Annotated in this window: 14 protein-coding genes; 5 read left to right on the top strand and 9 right to left on the bottom strand. The window is 70.8% G+C overall.

Annotation, left to right across the window (positions count from 1 at the left end):
• Positions 1-56: 56 nt before the first annotated feature.
• Both ACIBKX_RS02770 and ACIBKX_RS02765 read right to left on the bottom strand, forming a co-directional pair.
• Positions 57-920 carry a carbohydrate ABC transporter permease gene (locus ACIBKX_RS02770; protein WP_363270854.1) on the bottom strand — a complete coding sequence of 288 codons (864 nt, stop codon included), beginning with the start codon at positions 918-920 and terminating at the stop codon, positions 57-59.
• Between the two features lie 119 nt (positions 921-1,039).
• Positions 1,040-1,894: an ABC transporter permease subunit gene (locus ACIBKX_RS02765; protein WP_363270773.1), complete on the bottom strand. Its 855-nt coding sequence runs from the start codon at positions 1,892-1,894 to the stop codon at positions 1,040-1,042.
• Positions 1,895-2,253: 359 nt separating this feature from the next.
• On the opposite strand from ACIBKX_RS02765, the gene ACIBKX_RS02760 reads away from it, so the two are divergent.
• The gene (locus tag ACIBKX_RS02760) at positions 2,254-3,225 is read left to right on the top strand and encodes a hydroxyacid dehydrogenase (protein WP_363270855.1); all 972 of its coding nucleotides are present in this window, start codon (positions 2,254-2,256) and stop codon (positions 3,223-3,225) included.
• Positions 3,226-3,322: 97 nt separating this feature from the next.
• On the opposite strand, the gene ACIBKX_RS02755 is transcribed toward ACIBKX_RS02760, so the two are convergent.
• Both ACIBKX_RS02755 and ACIBKX_RS02750 read right to left on the bottom strand, forming a co-directional pair.
• Positions 3,323-3,946, bottom strand: a complete 624-nt coding sequence (locus ACIBKX_RS02755) for a DUF305 domain-containing protein (RefSeq protein ID WP_363270774.1) — start codon at positions 3,944-3,946, stop codon at positions 3,323-3,325.
• Positions 3,943-4,605 carry a DUF3105 domain-containing protein gene (locus tag ACIBKX_RS02750; RefSeq protein WP_363270775.1) on the bottom strand — a complete coding sequence of 221 codons (663 nt, stop codon included), beginning with the start codon at positions 4,603-4,605 and terminating at the stop codon, positions 3,943-3,945. Before ACIBKX_RS02750 ends, ACIBKX_RS02755 begins: the two co-directional genes overlap by 4 nt.
• Before the next feature lie 316 nt (positions 4,606-4,921).
• Between ACIBKX_RS02750 and ACIBKX_RS02745 the strand changes: the two genes are divergently transcribed.
• Positions 4,922-6,283, top strand: coding sequence for a glutamine synthetase family protein (locus ACIBKX_RS02745; protein WP_363270776.1), 1,362 nt, complete (start codon positions 4,922-4,924; stop codon positions 6,281-6,283).
• A 76-nt stretch (positions 6,284-6,359) separates the two neighbouring features.
• Here the strand turns inward: ACIBKX_RS02745 and ACIBKX_RS02740 are convergent, their stop codons facing one another.
• Together ACIBKX_RS02740 and ACIBKX_RS02735 are read right to left on the bottom strand one after the other, a co-directional pair.
• Positions 6,360-6,794, bottom strand: a complete 435-nt coding sequence (locus ACIBKX_RS02740) for a VOC family protein (RefSeq protein ID WP_363270777.1) — start codon at positions 6,792-6,794, stop codon at positions 6,360-6,362.
• 32 nt (positions 6,795-6,826) lie between these two features.
• Positions 6,827-7,342 (bottom strand): pyridoxamine 5'-phosphate oxidase family protein, encoded by a 516-nt coding sequence (locus tag ACIBKX_RS02735; protein WP_363270778.1) that lies wholly within the window; start codon positions 7,340-7,342, stop codon positions 6,827-6,829.
• Between the two features lie 115 nt (positions 7,343-7,457).
• Here ACIBKX_RS02735 and ACIBKX_RS02730 point away from each other — a divergent pair, with 115 nt between their 5' ends.
• The gene (locus ACIBKX_RS02730) at positions 7,458-10,451 is read left to right on the top strand and encodes a bifunctional [glutamine synthetase] adenylyltransferase/[glutamine synthetase]-adenylyl-L-tyrosine phosphorylase (protein WP_363270779.1); all 2,994 of its coding nucleotides are present in this window, start codon (positions 7,458-7,460) and stop codon (positions 10,449-10,451) included.
• Here the strand turns inward: ACIBKX_RS02730 and ACIBKX_RS02725 are convergent.
• Positions 10,448-11,095: a TetR/AcrR family transcriptional regulator C-terminal domain-containing protein gene (locus tag ACIBKX_RS02725; RefSeq protein ID WP_363270781.1), complete on the bottom strand. Its 648-nt coding sequence runs from the start codon at positions 11,093-11,095 to the stop codon at positions 10,448-10,450. The genes ACIBKX_RS02730 and ACIBKX_RS02725 overlap by 4 nt on opposite strands.
• Positions 11,096-11,264: 169 nt before the next feature.
• Between ACIBKX_RS02725 and ACIBKX_RS02720 the strand changes: the two genes are divergently transcribed.
• Together ACIBKX_RS02720 and ACIBKX_RS02715 are read left to right on the top strand one after the other, a co-directional pair.
• Positions 11,265-12,710 (top strand): APC family permease, encoded by a 1,446-nt coding sequence (locus ACIBKX_RS02720; RefSeq protein WP_363270782.1) that lies wholly within the window; start codon positions 11,265-11,267, stop codon positions 12,708-12,710.
• 98 nt (positions 12,711-12,808) lie between these two features.
• Complete coding sequence (locus tag ACIBKX_RS02715) at positions 12,809-14,392, top strand: amidohydrolase (RefSeq protein WP_363270783.1); 1,584 nt, start codon at positions 12,809-12,811, stop codon at positions 14,390-14,392.
• 19 nt (positions 14,393-14,411) lie between these two features.
• Here the strand turns inward: ACIBKX_RS02715 and ACIBKX_RS02710 are convergent, their stop codons facing one another.
• Together ACIBKX_RS02710 and ACIBKX_RS02705 are read right to left on the bottom strand one after the other, a co-directional pair.
• Positions 14,412-15,287, bottom strand: a complete 876-nt coding sequence (locus ACIBKX_RS02710; RefSeq protein WP_363270784.1) for a phosphatase PAP2 family protein — start codon at positions 15,285-15,287, stop codon at positions 14,412-14,414.
• 75 nt (positions 15,288-15,362) lie between these two features.
• Entirely contained in the window at positions 15,363-16,397 is a 1,035-nt protein-coding gene (locus tag ACIBKX_RS02705) for a LacI family DNA-binding transcriptional regulator (protein WP_363270785.1), read from the bottom strand.
• Positions 16,398-16,421 lie beyond the last annotated feature (24 nt).

Genomic DNA, 16,421 nt, shown 5'->3' with positions numbered 1-16,421 from the left:
ACAGTGACAGCCTTTCTGAAGCGGGTGGGAGGTGGCTCAGCTCGTCGTGAGATGACTCAGCTCTTGATGGCGCCCGTGAGCACGCCCTTGGTGAAGTACTTCTGCAGGAAGGGGTAGACGACCAGGATCGGTACGGTGGCGATCACCAGGACGGCCATCTGCATCGTCTGCGGGGCGGACACGTTGGACGCGTCGCTCAGGCCGGTGTCGGCGATCTGCGAGCCGCCCATCACGTACGTACGAAGGACCTGTTGGAGCGGCCAGTGGTCGGACTCCAGGTAGATCGAGGCATGGAACCAGGCGTTCCAGTAGCTCACCGCGTAGAAGAGGCCGACGACGGCGAGTGCCGCCTTGGAGAGCGGGAGCACGATCCGCCACAGGATCTGCCAGTCGCCCGCGCCGTCGAGCCGCGCCGCCTCGTACATCTCCTCGGGAATCCCCTGGAAGAAGCCGCGGAGCACCACCAGATTGAAGACGTTGATGAGCACCGGGACGATCAGGGCGCTATAGCTCTCCAGCATTCCCATGCCCTTGACCAGCAGGAACGCGGGGATCATGCCGGGCGGGAAGAGGAACGTGAAGAGGATGACGAGGAGGATCGGCTTCCCGCCGTACACGTTGGGGCGGCTCAGCGCGTACGCCAGGAACGTGGTGCACGCGAGTGAGGCGAGGGTGCCGATGATCGTGACCCCGGCGCTCACCCCGAGCGCCTTGGAGACGATGCCGCCGGCGAAGACCTGCTCGTAGGCGCGCAGGGTCGGGTGCTCGGGCCAGAGCACCCAGCCGCCGTTGGCGACGACCTCGCGGTTCGAGGCGAAGGACGTCGAGATGATGACGAGGAAGGGTACAAAGACCAGGAGCAGGATGGTGGCGATCGCGAGGACCTTGGCCACCTGCGTGACGGGCTTCGGCTTCTCCATCCAGGCAGGGCGGACGGGGGGCTTCGCGCGGCCCTTCGCGGGGCGGTTCCGACGGCCCTTCGCGGGGTGCTCCCGGCCGTCCTTCACCGGACGGTCGGCCAACGCCGTTGATTTCGCGCTCACTTGTAGACCCCCTGCTCGCCGAGGCGGTGCGCGACCTTGTTGGCCGCGAAGACGAGAATCGCTCCGACCACGCCCTTGAACAGGCCGGCTGCCGCGGCGTATCCGGTGTCGCCGCCGACGATGCCCTGCCAGAAGACGAAGGTGTCCAGGACCTCACCGGCCTCGGGTCCCACCGACTGCCGTTGCAGCAGCATCTGTTCGAAGCCGACGGAGAGGATGTCGCCGAGCCGCATGATCAGGAGCAGGATGACGACCGGCCGGATCGCGGGCAGCGTCACGTGCCAGAAGCGGCGCCAGGGCCCCGCGCCGTCGATGGCTGCGGCCTCGTACTGCTGCTCGTCCACCTGCATCAGCGCGGCGAGGAAGATGATCGTGCCCCAGCCGGCGTCCTTCCAGACGACCTGCGCGACGACGAGCGCCGGGTAGGCGTCGGGGTTGCCGATGATGTCGACGGAGTGCAGACCCGCCTGTCCGAGCACGGAGTTGAGCAGTCCGGTGTCGGCGAGCACCTGCTGGAAGAGGGCGACGACGATGACCCACGACAGGAAGTGCGGGAGGTAGACCACCGACTGCACGAAGCGGCGTGTGACGTCGGAGGTCAGGCTGTGCAGCAGCAGGGCCAGGCCCAGCGGGACCGGGAAGAAGAAGACCAGTTGGAGCACCGCGAGGAAGAGGGTGTTCCAGGTCGCGTGCCAGAAGTCGGGGTCGCCGAACATCCGGTCGAAGTTCTCGAGGCCGACCCAAGGGCTGGCCCAGAGGCCGTCGAAGGGGACGTACTCCTTGAAGGCGACGGCGTTGCCGATGAACGCGCCGTAGTGGAAGACCAGGAAGTACGCGATCCCGGGTGCCATGAGCAGCAGCGGGACCCGGGATGCCCGAAACCGTTTCCAGCGCTCACCACCCCCGCCTTTAGTGCTGTTTGACCGTTTATTTCGCTTGCCGGGCGGCTTCACCGCCTCGGTTTCCGTCCGGTCCTTCGTCACCGCTGACACGGAAGCCCCTCCGTCGTCGGAACAAGGTGACCGGAATCTAAAGCGGTTACTAACCCCGGTCAACCCCCTTTGCCTTGCGATCTCTTGACCGCCGTCGCGACTTCGGCCTAGCCTCCAGGCGCTGTCAAGAAAACGGTTACTACGAGGGGTGGTCACGCGTGGCAGACCAGGCAGAGCTGAAGGGCCGGCCCACCGGTCCGCCGATCACCGCGCTCGCCATGAGTGCCGACGTGGCGGAGCGGGTCTTCGCGCCGGACATCCGCGAACGGCTCGGCCGCTGCGTGGAGTTGGCCCCGGTCCTGCTCACCGGCTCGCTCACCGGGGCCGACGCGCGGGCCGTGCTCGCCGAGACGGAGATCCTGGTCACCGGCTGGAACTGCCCGCCGGTCACGGCGGAGGTCCTCGCCCACGCGCCCCGCCTGAAGGCTCTCGTGCATGCCGCGGGGTCGGTCAAACCCGTGGTGACGGACGCGCTCTGGGACCGGGGCGTGGTGGTGTCGTCGGCGGCCGACGCCAACGCGGGGCCGGTCGTGGCATACACCCTCGCCGCGATCACCTTCGCGGCGAAGGGGGCACTGCCGACCGCCGCGGGCTACAGCGCGGGGTGGCCGCCGTTCACCGGACGCACGGGCTCCGACGCCCGGACCGTCGGCGTCATAGGGGCGTCCCGCATCGGCCGCGGGGTCATCGCGGGGCTACGGGCGTCCGACGCGGCCCTGCGGGTGCTGCTGACCGATCCGTACGTCACGGAGGAGGAGGCGGCCGGGCTCGGCGCGGAGCTGGTGGAGCTGTCCGAGCTGTGCCGGAGCAGCTCGATCGTGAGCGTGCACGCTCCCCAACTCCCGGAGACACGGGGCATGTTGAGCGCGGAGATGCTGAAGCTGATCCCGGACGGCGGGACCGTCGTCAACACCGCGCGAGGCTCGCTGCTCGACACGGAGGCGCTGGCCGCGGAGTGCGCGACGGGACGCCTGGACGCCTTCCTGGACGTGACGGACCCCGAGCCGCTGCCCCCCGGACATCCGCTGCTCACCCTGCCGAACGTCCTGGTGACCCCGCATATCGCGGGGGCGCAGGGGAGCGAGGTGCGGCGTCTCGGGGAGTACGCGGTGGGGGAGGTGGAGCGGTTCGTGGCGGGGGAGGAGCTGCGGGGGCGGCTGCTGCGGGAGGAGCTGCCCCGGCTGGCGTAGCGAAGGCGAGGTCCCTTCGGCCGGCCCGCAGGGGCAGAGCCGGGCCAGCATCAGGGCGAAGCCGTAGGGCTTCGCCCGCCCCCGCACGGGCGGAGCCCTACGGCTTCGCCCCCCGCGCCTTCAGCAGGTCCGCCATCAGCCGGATCTCCGACTCCTGGGACTCCACCATCCCGTTGGCCAGGCGGAGTTCCACCGGAACCTCGCACCGCTCCACGCAGCCCTGGGCCATGTGGACGCCGCCCTTGTGATGCTTGGTCATCAGCTGGAGATAGCGGATCTCGGCCGCCTTGCCGTTCAGCTTGCCGAGGTCCGCGAGTTCCTTGTTCGTCGCCATGCCCGGCATCAGCGCGCCGTCCTCGCCGGGCGGCATGTCCCCCATGCCCATCCACTCCATCGGCGCCCCCTCGGACACCTTCGGCAGTTCCCACAGATCGAGCCAGCCGAGCAGCATGCCGCGCTGGTTCGCCTGCGTCTGGGCGATGTCGTACGCGAGACGCCTGATCTCCTCGTTCTTGGTGCGGTCCCGCACGATGTACGACATCTCGACGGCCTGCTGATGATGGATCGCCATGTCGCGGGCGAAGCCGGCGTCGGCCGAAGCGGAGGCGGGGATCTGCGTGCCGTCCGGGCCGTCCGTCGCGGCGACCGCCGCCGTGATGCCGCCGGCCGCGAGCACCGCCGCGGCGGCGGCCCCGACCAGCCAGCAGGTGCTCCGCCTCACTGGCCCTTGCCGCCCGTGCAGGCGGCCCCCGGCTCAGGGGTCTGCTTGCCCTGGACGTACTCGGAGAAGAACGACTTGACCTTCGGGTCGGCCGCGCCCGTCACGGTGCGCTGGTGGCCCCAGGCGGAGAGCATGATCGGGTCCTTCTGGTCCTTGACCGGGCTCATCAGCGAGTACGGGGTCTGCTTGACCTTCGCCTCGAGCTTCTTCAGGTCGGCGGCCTTCGCCTTGTCGTTGTACGTGACCCAGACCGCGCCGTGCTCGAGCGAGTGCACGGCGTTCACCTCCGGCAGCTCGTCCTTGTAGACGTCGCCGTTGCAGTTCATCCACACCTGGTTGTGGTCGCCGCCCACCGGCGGGGTCATCGCGTACTCCACGTCCGTCGTCACATGCGTACGGCCCAGCTGCTTGGCGTTCCAGACCTTCTCGCCGTCCGCGGTCACCTTGAACTTCGGCGCGGACTTGGCGTCGGTCTTCGCGTCGGAGTCGTCCGCCTGGCGGAAGAGGACGACACCGCCCACGACCAGCGCGGCCACGACCACGGCGCTCAGGGAGATCGTGATGACCTGCCCCCGGCGGTCGCGTGCGCGCTCGGCCCGGCGCATCTCCTCTATGCGTGCCTTGCGGGAGGCGGAGCTCGTGTTCTTGGCGGAACCCATGGTGTGTCCTTCGGCGATACGGCGTACGACGGAAAGGGCGGTACGGGTGTGGCGGAACGCGGTGGAGCGTGATGGAACGGTTCGCTGATCGTAATGGCCGGGCCGGGCGCGCTGTAGGGGGAGTCTGAGGCGGCCCGCTGTTACGGGGGCGGCGATCAGCAGGCACTATGGGCACAGGGCGGCACGAGCTCCGCAACGCGCCTGAAACCGTGTGGTGGGATGCTCATGTGCCCCGATGTGTCCCCGGGCAAGAACACGGCGCGAAGGCGGCGCGGACGCAGGCGGCCTGACCAGCAAGGATGGGTGGAAGCGGAAGATGGACAAGCAGCAGGAATTCGTGCTCCGGACTCTCGAGGAGCGCGACATCCGGTTCGTACGCCTGTGGTTCACGGATGTCCTCGGCTTCCTGAAATCGGTCGCGGTGGCTCCCGCCGAACTGGAGCAGGCCTTCGACGAGGGCATCGGCTTCGACGGCTCGGCGATCGAGGGATTCGCCCGAGTGTACGAATCGGACATGATCGCCAAGCCGGACCCCTCGACCTTCCAGGTGCTGCCCTGGCGCGCGGAGGCCCCCGGCACGGCCCGGATGTTCTGCGACATCCTCATGCCGGACGGCTCCCCGTCCTTCGCGGACCCGCGCTATGTCCTGAAGCGGGCCCTCGCGAAGACCTCCGACCTCGGGTTCACCTTCTACACCCACCCCGAGATCGAGTTCTTCCTCCTGAAGGACAAGCCGCTGGACGGCTCGCGGCCCACCCCCGCCGACAACTCCGGCTACTTCGACCACACCCCGCAGAACGTGGGCATGGACTTCCGCCGCCAGGCCATCACGATGCTCGAATCCATGGGCATCTCGGTCGAGTTCAGCCACCACGAGGGCGCGCCGGGCCAGCAGGAGATCGACCTCCGGTACGCGGACGCGCTCTCCACGGCCGACAACATCATGACGTTCCGCCTGGTCATGAAGCAGGTCGCCCTGGAGCAAGGGGTCCAGGCCACCTTCATGCCGAAGCCGTTCTCCGAGCACCCCGGCAGCGGCATGCACACCCACCTCTCCCTCTTCGAGGGCGACCGCAACGCGTTCTACGAGTCCGGCTCCGAGTACCAGCTCTCCAAGGTCGGCCGCTCCTTCATCGCGGGCCTCCTGAAGCACGCCGCCGAGATCTCCGCGGTCACCAACCAGTGGGTGAACTCCTACAAGCGCATCTGGGGCGGCTCGGAGCGCACGGCCGGCGCGGGCGGCGAGGCACCCTCGTACATCTGCTGGGGCCACAACAACCGCTCGGCGCTGATCCGGGTCCCGATGTACAAGCCCGGCAAGACCGGCTCCGCGCGGGTCGAGGTCCGCTCGATCGACTCGGGCGCGAACCCCTATCTGACGTACGCCGTCCTGCTCGCCGCCGGCCTCAAGGGCATCGAGGAGGGCTACGAACTCCCGCCGGGCGCCGACGACGACGTCTGGGCCCTGAGCGACGGCGAACGCAGGGCCATGGGCATCGAGCCGCTGCCGCAGAACCTGGGCGAGGCGATTTCCCTCATGGAGCGCAGCGAGTTGGTCGCCGAGACGCTCGGCGAGCATGTCTATGACTTCTTCCTGCGCAACAAGAAGCAGGAGTGGGAGGAGTATCGCTCCGAGGTCACGGCCTTTGAGCTGAGGAAGAACCTGCCGGTGCTCTAGGGCTGTCGTCCGTGGCTCCGCCGGTGGTCGCTCGCGCCCACCCGGCGGAGCCACACGTCGATACGGCCCCGCGCCCCTAGGGGGCGCCGACGATCGCGTCCTTCAGTGGTGTCGTCGCCCGCACCCGGTACTCCTGGATCGCCCAGCCATTGCCGTCCGGGTCCTTGAAGTACATGAACGTGCCGCCGTCCTGCGGTGCGTGTGCCACCGGCTCCGAGACGTCCAGGCCCCGTGCGGTCAGTTCCGCGTGTGCCGCCTTCGCGTCGGACACGCAGAGTTGGAGGCCCTGGTAGGAGCCGGCCGCGGGGGTGGGGCCGGCCATCGTTTCCCAGAGGGTGTCGGCGAGGGCGATGGAGCAGCCCGAGCCCGGCGGGGTCAGCTGGACGATGCGCATGCCCGGCATGACCTCCGTGTCGATGTCGACATGGAACCCGAGCTTGTCGCGGTAGAACTCCTTGGCCCGGTCGATGTCACTGACGGGGAGCGGGATCACCTCGAGTGTGTATTCCATGTGCGGCAGTACAGCAGGGAGCGGCCCCGCTGTCAGCGCTCGAAACGCCATCGCGTCTGACTGAAGGGCTCCCCCTTGCCGAAGCCGAAGACCGTCCGGGGCGCCACCTCGAAGACGTACGCGTGGCCCGCCCCGTGGTGGAAGCAGCCGTCCCGCACGTCGTAGTGCCAGAAGCTGCCGTACTTCTCCTCCCAGGCCGCCGCGAGCACCCGCAGCCGGTCCTCGTCGGTGATCCGCGCCGCCGTGCCCTCGACGACCAGGTCGAAGCCCTTGTCCCAGCGGTTGGCGCCCGTGGTCAGGACGGTCTCCGGGTTGCCGTCCAGGTTCCGTGCCTTGCGCTCCTCGGGGCCCGTCGCGAAGTGCAGCGCGCCGTCCAGCCACACCGCGGGCAGCGGGGTGACGTGCGGGCGCCCGTCGGGACGTACCGTCGAGATCCAGAAGAGTTCCGCCGTGCGGAGCATCCGCACGGCATCGGACCACGGTGTCGCCGCCGCCCCCTGGCTGCTGTACCGGGCGTCCAGTTCGGTGCGCGGTTCCCTGCTCGGCATGATCCGCCTCCTGACAGTGTCACCATGCTCCCGTCCGAGGACGGACTCCGCACGCGGGCGGAACTCATCGGTGAGGCCGTAGGCTCGGGCGAGGAGTGATCGAACGGAGGCCGGGATGACGGTGCCGCAAGGGCGCAGAAGCAGTACGTTCACGCGACTGCTGCGGCATGGCTTCACCGACCCCTCGGCGGCGGAGCGGCTGCTCGGCGCGCCCGAGCTGTCCGCCGTGCGCTCCGACCCGGTGCTGCTCGACGCGCTCGGCGTGGCCGCCGATCCCGATCTGGCGCTCCTCGGCCTGGTCCGGCTCGTCGAGGCGCAGCCGGACGACGCCAGCCGCCGCGAGCTGCTCGACACCCTGGTCAGCGCCAAGCCGCTGCGCGACCGGCTGCTCGGTGTGCTCGGCGCGTCCGAGGCGCTCGCCGACCATCTGGCCCGGCATCCGCGCGACTGGCGGGCCCTGGTCACCTACGAGGCGTCCGATCTACACCCCGGCGTCGAGGAGTTCGAGCGCGGCCTCGCCGACGCCACCGACCCGGTCTCGCTCCGGGTCTCCTACCGCCGCTGTCTGCTCGCCATAGCGGCCCGCGACGTCTGCGGCACGACGAACGTCGCCGAGGCCGCCGCCGAACTCGCCGACCTGGCGACCGCGACCCTGCGCGCCGCGCTCGCCATGGCGCGGACGGCGGCCCCCGCGGACGCCGCCCAGTGCAGGCTCGCGGTCATCGCGATGGGCAAGTGCGGTGGCCATGAGCTGAATTACGTCTCGGACGTCGACGTCATCTTTGTCGGTGAGGCCGTCGACGGGGCCGACGAGGGCAAGGCGCTGCAGGCCGCCACCCGGCTCGCCTCGCACATGATGCGGATCTGCTCGGAGACCACCGTCGAGGGCACCATCTGGCCGGTCGACGCCAACCTCCGGCCGGAGGGGCGCAACGGACCCCTCGTGCGCACGCTCTCCTCCCACCTCGCCTATTACCAGCGGTGGGCCAAGACCTGGGAGTTCCAGGCGCTGCTCAAGGCGCGCCCGGTGGCCGGGGATCCCGAGCTCGGTGAGGCGTACGTCGCCACGCTCGCGCCACTGGTCTGGCAGGCGGCCGAGCGCGACAACTTCGTGCCCGACGTGCAGAAGATGCGCCGCAGGGTCGTCGAGAACATCCCGGCGGGCGAGGTCGAGCGTGAGCTGAAGCTCGGCCCCGGCGGGCTGCGGGACGTCGAATTCGCCGTACAGCTCCTGCAGTTGGTGCACGGCCGCAGCGACACCTCGCTGCGCAGCGGATCGACCCTGGAGGCGCTCGACGCGCTGGGCGCCGGCGGCTATGTGGGCCGCGTCGACGCCGCGCAGCTCGACGACGCCTACCGCTTCCTGCGCTCCCTGGAGCACCGCATCCAGCTGTTCAAGCTGCGGCGCACCCATCTGATCCCGGAGGACGACGCCGACCTGCGGCGCATCGGCCGCTCCCTGGGCATGCGCACGGAGCCGATCACCGAGCTGAACCGGGCGTGGAAGCGGCACACCTCGGTCGTCCGGCGGCTGCACGAGAAGCTCTTCTACCGCCCGCTGCTCGACGCGGTGGCCCAACTCGCCCCCGGCGAGACCCGGTTGAGCGCGGAGGCGGCCCGCGAACGGCTGGTGGCGCTCGGCTACGCGGACCCGTCGGCGGCCCTGCGCCATCTGGAGGCCCTCGCCTCCGGCGTCACCCGCAAGGCGGCGATCCAGCGCACCCTGCTTCCGGTCCTGCTCGGCTGGTTCGCGGACTCGGCGGACCCCGACGCGGGGCTGCTCAACTTCCGCAAGGTGTCCGACGCGCTCGGCAAGACCCCTTGGTATCTGCGGCTGTTGCGGGACGAGGGCGCCGCCGCCGAGAACCTCGCCCGCGTCCTGTCCGCCGGACGCCTCGCCCCGGACCTGCTGCTGCGCGCCCCCGAAGCGGTCGCGCTGCTCGGCGACGCCCGCGGCCTCGAACCCCGCGACCACGCCCACCTGGAGCAGGAGGTCCTCGCCGCCGTCGGCCGCGCGGACGGCGCCGAGCAGGCGGTGACGGCCGCGCGCGGAGTCCGCCGCCGCGAACTGTTCCGCACCGCCGCCGCCGACATCATCGGCTCGTACGGCACCGAGGAGAGCCCCGCCGAGGCCGACCCCGGCACGCTGGTGGACCTGGTGGGCAACGCGGTCTCGGACCTGACGGCGGCGACGATCGCGGGAACGCTGCGCGCGGTGGTCCGCGCGGGCTGGGGCGACACGCTGCCGACCCGTTTCGCGGTCATCGGGATGGGCCGGTTCGGCGGCCATGAACTGGGCTACGGCTCGGACGCCGACGTCCTGTTCGTCCACGAACCGCGCGAGGGCGCCGACGAACAGGAGGCCGCGAAGGCCGCAGCCAAGGTCGTCTCCGAGATGCGCCGACTGCTCCAACTCCCGTCCTCCGACCCGCCGTTGCTCATCGACACGGATCTGCGCCCGGAGGGCAGGAGCGGTCCTCTCGTGCGTACGCTGAAGTCGTACGAGGCCTACTACCGCCGCTGGTCGCTGGTCTGGGAGTCCCAGGCGCTGCTGCGGGCCGAACCCGTCGCGGGCGACGCCGAGTTGGGCCGTGCCTTCATCGACCTGATCGACCCGCTCCGGTACCCGGCCGAGGGTCTGGGCGAGGACGCCGTCCGCGAGATCCGGCGGCTCAAGGCCCGGATGGAGGCCGAGCGGATGCCGCGCGGCGCCGACCCCACCCTGCACACCAAGCTCGGCCGCGGCGGTCTCTCCGACGTCGAATGGACCGTCCAGCTCATGCAGTTGGAGCAGGGCTGGGCCGAACCGGGCCTGCGCACCACCCGCACCCGCGAGGCCCTCGCGGCGGCCTGCGCGGCCGGGCTGATCCCCGCCGAGGACGCGGCGATCCTCGACGAGGCGTGGGTGCTCGCGACGCGGGTGCGCAACGCGGTGATGCTGGTGCGCGGCCGGGCGGGCGACACGTTCCCCTCGGACGGGCGCGAACTGGCCGCCGTGGGGCGGTACTTGGGATACGACCCCGGTCATGTGGGGGACATGCTCGACGACTACCGCAGGATCACGCGGCGGGCGCGGGCCGTGGTGGAGGAGCGGTTCTACGGGGCCTAGGGCTCAGTGGGGGAGCGGTTCCAGGGGGCCGGCTCGTCCGTGAGCATGGCCCGCGCGTGGGCCAGGAATCCCGCCAGGGAGATCTCGAAGGCCCGGTCGGCCCGCCCCGGCGGCACCGCGTCCAGGGCGCGGGCCAGCGCGGGCGTCGCCGGTGCCCCCTCGGACAGCTCCCACATGGCCTCGGGGGCCGCCAGGTCCAGCGCCGACCCCAGCACCACGTTCTCCAGGGCGATGATCACCGGCATGACGTCGGCGAGGGCGAAACCCGCGTCCAGGAGCAGGTTCACGGCCCGCTCGTACTGGTCGAGGACCCGCGGCGCCCGCACCGGTGACGTCATCAGGAGCGGAATCGCCCGCGGGTGCGCCGCGAACGCCGCGCGGTAGGAGCGGGCCCAGGCGGCGAGCGACTCGTCCCAGGGGCGCCCGGGGTCCAGCGTCCCGGCGTCGATCGCCTCGCTCACCCGCTCCCGGAGCAGCTCGACGATGCCGTCACGGCCGTCCACGTGGTGGTAGACGGAGCCGGTCTGCGCGCCGAGCCGCCTGGCGATCTGCGGGACGCTGAAGTCGCCGTTCTCGTCGACCAGGGCGAGCGCCGTCGTGGTGATGCGCTCCCTGTCGAGCAGGGGTGTGCGCGGCCGTCCCATGATTCCTGGTCCCCGATTCTCTTCCGCTGCCCGTCTTCGGCGAAGTCTTCCCCAAAGCCTGACGAGAGGCTACATTGCCGAAACCGAAAGCCTTTAGGTTTTGGGTTCCGGCGGCCTGCCTGCCGCCGCGCCCCCTTCCCCCGCCTGCCGCAGAAGGGCTTCCCTGCGCATGTCCGTAACCACCCCGGAGTCACCGGCAGAGGCCGCTCCCACCCTCCGCACCGGCTCCCTCGGCACCGCCGACATCGCCTTCTTCGTCGTCTCGGCCGCAGCCCCGCTCACCGTCATGGCCGGCGTCGCCCCCATCGCCATCTCGCTCGGCGGCATAGGCGCGCCCGTCGGCTATCTCCTCGCCGGGATCACCCTCACCGTCTTCGCCGTCGGGTTCACCGCGATGAGCCGCCATGTGCGCAGCGGCGGTGCCTTCTACGCGTACATCACGCGGGGTCTCGGCCGGCCCGCCGGAATCGCCGCTGCGCTGCTCGCCATGCTGGGCTACAACGGCATGGAGATCGGCGTCTACGGCCTGCTCGGCACCGCCACCCAGGACACCGCGCACGCCCTCTTCGGCGCCGACATCCCCTGGCTGCCGGTCTCCCTCGCCGGTCTTCTGCTCATCTGGTACGGCGGTTTCCGCTCGATCGACTTCGGCGCGAAACTGCTGGGCGTCCTGCTGGTCGCCGAGACGGGGATCCTGGTGCTGCTCGCCGGGGGAGTCCTCCTCAAGGGCGGCGCGGACGGCATCGACCTGGCCGGGTTCACGCCCGGCAACGTCTTCGTGCCCGGTACGGCCGCCGTGCTGTCCTGCGCCTTCGCCGCGTTCACCGGCTTCGAGTCCACCGTCATCTACCGGCGCGAGGCGCGCGATCCCGACCGGACGGTGCCCCGCGCCACGTACATCGCCGTCGCGTTCCTCGGTCTCTTCTACGCCTTCGTCGTGTGGACCGTCGTCCAGGCCTTCGGCAACGAGGAGGTCGTGAAGGCGGCGGGGTCGGACCCCGCGGGGCTCTTCTTCTCGGCGATCACCACATACGTGGGGGGCTGGGCGGCCGATCTGATGCACGTCCTCATCGTCACCAGCGTGCTGGCGTCCCTGCTGGCCTTCCACAACGCGATCAACCGGTACGGGCTCTCGCTGGCGGAGGAAGGGGTGCTGCCGAAGGTGCTGGGGCGGGTGCACGCGCGGCACCGTTCGCCGTATGTCGCGGGCGCGGCGCAGACGGTGCTGGGGGCGGTGGTCGTCCTCGCCTTCTTCGCCGTCGGCGCGGATCCGTACCAGCAGCTGCTGCTGTGGGTGAATACGCCGGGGATGCTGGGGCTGTTGGTCCTTCAGCTGCTCGCGGCGGTTGCCGTGCCGTGCTACTTCCGGAAGATCAGCCATGAGGAGGGGGTGTGGCGGACGGTCGTGGCGCCGGGGGCCGCGGCGCTGCTGCTGGCAGCGGCGCTGTGGCTGGTCACCACGCACATCGACCTGTTCACCGGGGCGTCCCCGCTGGTGAACACGGTCCTGGTCACCCTGGTCCCGGCGGTCCTCGTCCTCGGCTTCGCGCTGGCGCTGCGCCTGCGCCGACGCCGTCCTGCGGTGTACGAGGGCTTCGCCTCGGAACCGTCGTAACCCTTGCCGCCACGAAGCCGCTCGTACCGCAACACCCACCCGCACCCCGGCCGCTCGTACCGCAACCTCCCACCTGCACCCCCGAACGGAGCCCCTCCTTGCCCCCCGCCGACCTGATCCTCACCAACGCCACCATCCGCACCCTCGACCCCGACCGCCCCCAGGCCACCGCCCTCGCCGTCCGCGACGGACACATCGCTGCCGTCGGCGACCACGACGACGTACGCGACTGGCGCGGGCCGGACACCGAGACGGTCGACCTCGCCGGAGCGACCCTCACCCCCGGCCTCGTCGACTCCCACAGCCACCCCGTGATGGGCCTGGAGATGGCCACCGGCGCCGACCTCAGCGGCGTACGGAATCTCGACGAGCTGTGCGCCGCCCTGCGCACGGCGGAACGCCTCGACGGGTGGATCGTCGGCTGGGGCCTCGACCACAACGCCTTCGGCGGGCGCCCCGTCGACCGTGCCCTCATCGAGGACGCCCTCGACGACGCCCCCGCCTTCATCCGCCTCTACGACGGCCACTCCGCCCTCGTCAGCGGCGCGGCCCTCCGCGCGGCGGGCGTGCAGGGGCCCCGCGAGTTCGCCCAGCGGGCGAGCGTCGTCTGTGATGCCGACGGGCGCCCCACGGGGCACCTCGTCGAGCACGCCGCCATGGACCTCGTCACCGCCGTCATGCCCAGGCCGTCGTACGCCGAGCGCCGCACCGGCCTCGTCGAGCTGCTCTCCGCGATGGCCGCCACCGGCCTGACCGGCGCCCATGTGATGGACCTCGGCGGTGGGGACGTACCCGAGCTGCTCGCGGCCGTCGAGGCCGAGGGGACACTGCCGCTGCGGCTTCGGCTCGCGCCCTGGTGCATGCCGGGCGTCGGTGACGACGGCCTCGACGAGATCATCGCGCTGCAGGCCGAGGCGGGACGGCACTGGCTGGTCGGCGGGGCCAAGTTCTTCATGGACGGCACCGTCGAGGGCGGCACCGCCTGGCTGGAGCACGCGGACTGCCACGGGCAGGGCACCGACGCCTTCTGGCCGGACCCGGAGGCCTACACGAACGCCGTACGGAGGCTGCACGCGGCCGGGGTGCGGACGGCGACCCACGCCATCGGGGACGCCGCCGTGCGGCATGTGCTCGACACCGTCGCGGGACTTGGCCCCGGCGGACGCCTCGTGCATCGTGTCGAGCACATCGAGACGGTGCCGGACGACACGATCCCGCGGTTCGCCGCGCTGGGCGTCATCGCCTCCATGCAGCCCCCGCACACCGCCTACACCCGCTCCGACCACACCGACGAGTGGTCCAAGCGGCTGGGTGAGGAGAGGGCCGCGCGGGCCTGGCGGATCCGGGACCTGCGGGACGCCGGCGCCGTGGTCGCCCTCGGCTCCGACTGGCCCATCGCGCACTACGACGCACGTCAGGTCCTCGGCACCGCGCGCGTCCCGCGTGGGGCGGCGGGTCCCGCGCAGGGGCTCACCGGGCTCCAGGCGCTGGAGGGCTGCACCTCGCACGCCGCGATCGCCGCGGGCGAGGCGGACGCCGCGGGGCGGATCGCCCCCGGATTCCGGGCGGATCTGACGGCCTTCGGGCTCGATCCGGTGGCGGCGCCCGCCGACGAGGTGGCCGAGGCGCCGGTCCGGCTGACCGTCATGGGCGGGCACATCACGCACCGCGGCACGGACTGATCCGGCGCCGGTCCGGGAGTCAGGCCTTCAGCGGCGGGGCGAGCTCAGCCCGCTCGCCCCGCACCGCGATCTCCCTCGGCAGCGCGTACGGCATGCCCCCGTACCAGACCCGGGCCACCGCGAAGCCGAACGCCAGGCAGATCAGACCGCCCACCGCGTCCAGCCAGAAGTGGTTGGCGGTGGCCACGATCACGACCAGGGTCGCCGTCGGGTAGAGCAGGCCGAGCACCTTCGCCCACGGCACCGACGCCAGGGCGTAGATCGTCAGGCCGCACCACAGCGACCAGCCGATGTGCATCGACGGCATCGCCGCGTACTGGTTCGACATGTGCTTGAGGTCGCCGGAGGCCATGGAGCCCCACGTCTGGTGGACCAGGACCGTGTCGATGAAGTCGTTGCCGTTCATCAGGCGCGGCGGGGCGAGCGGATACAGGTAGTAGCCGACCAGGGCGACCGCCGTGGTCGCGAAGAGGACGAGGCGTGTGGCCGCGTACCGCCCCGGATGCTTGCGGAACAGCCACACGAGAACACCGAGCGTCACCACGAAGTGCAGCGTCGCGTAGTAGTAGTTCATGCCGACGATGAGCCATGTCACCGAGTTCACCGCGTGGTTGACGCTCTCCTCGACGGCGATGCCCAGGTGCCGCTCGACGTCCCAGATCCAGTCGGCGTTGCGCAGGGCCTGTGCCTTCTGCTCCGGCACCGCGTTGCGGATCAGTGAGTACGTCCAGTAACTCACCGCGATCAGCAGGATCTCGAACCAGAGGCGGGGCCTGCGGGGCGTGCGCAGCCGGCGCAGGAACGTCCGCCCAGTGCGGTCGGCTTCCGCGCCCGCGTTGGGTGATGAGGTGGGCCGCTGCTGGCCTTCCAGTGTCGTCACAGTCATCTCACCCATAGGCACAGAGTCTGCCAGATACCCACCCTTTGACCGATCATCCCAAGGTCTGGTTCAGGGCGCATTTTCTACGCCCTATGGACGAGTTCGTCCCCCAGGGGCCGAGGCGGTTGAACCTCGAACGACCAGCTCGGGAAGGAAGACGAATTCGCTGTGCGGAGCGGGGGTGCCGCCGATCTCCTCGAGGAGTGTACGCACCGCGGCCTGGCCCATCGACGGGACGGGCTTGCGGACCGTGGTCAGCGGCGGATCCGTGAACGCGATGAGCGGCGAATCGTCGAAACCGACCACCGAGATGTCGTCGGGGACCTCGAATCCGCGCTCCCGTGCCGCCCGGATCGCGCCCAGCGCCATCATGTCGCTGGCACAGACGATCGCCGTGCAGCCCCGGTCCATCAGCGCGGCCGCCGCTGCCTGTCCGCCCTCCAGCGTGTACAGCGAGTGTTCGATGAACTCCGCCTCCACCGCCTCGGGGGCGAGCGAGAGGCGGTCGTGCATCGTGCGTACGAAGCCCTCGATCTTCCGCTGTACGGGGACGAAGCGCCTGGGCCCGAGGGCGAGTCCGACGCGGGTATGCCCCAGGGAGACGAGGTGGGTGACCGCGAGGCGGGTCGCAGCGCGGTCGTCCGGCGAGATGAACGGCGCACGCACCTTCGGCGAGAACCCGTCGACCAGCACGAACGGCACGCCCTGCGCCCGCAGCCGGTCGTAGCGCCCCATGTCGGCGGTGGTGTCGGCGTGCAGCCCGGAGACGAAGATGATCCCGCAGACGCCGCGGTCCACCAGCATCTCCGTGAGCTCGTCCTCGGTGGAGCCGCCCGGCGTCTGCGTCGCGAGGACCGGCGTATACCCCTGCCGGGTCAGGGCCTGCCCGATGACCTGGGCGAGCGCGGGGAATATCGGGTTCTCCAGCTCCGGAGTGATCAGCCCGACCAGGCCCGCGCTGCGCTGCCGCAGCCGCACCGGACGCTCGTAGCCGAGCACGTCGAGCGCGGCAAGCACGGACTGGCGGGTGGCCCCCGCGACGCCCGGCTTTCCGTTGAGCACCCGGCTGACCGTCGCCTCGCTGACCCCCGCCTGTGCTGCGATGTCGGCCAGTCGCGCGGTCACGGCACTGGACTGTACCGGTCGGGT

The organism is Streptomyces sp. NPDC050658 (genome assembly GCF_044457025.1).
Classification (GTDB): Bacteria; Actinomycetota; Actinomycetes; order Streptomycetales; family Streptomycetaceae; genus Streptomyces.
This window is presented reverse-complemented; position numbering and strand designations above follow the sequence as displayed.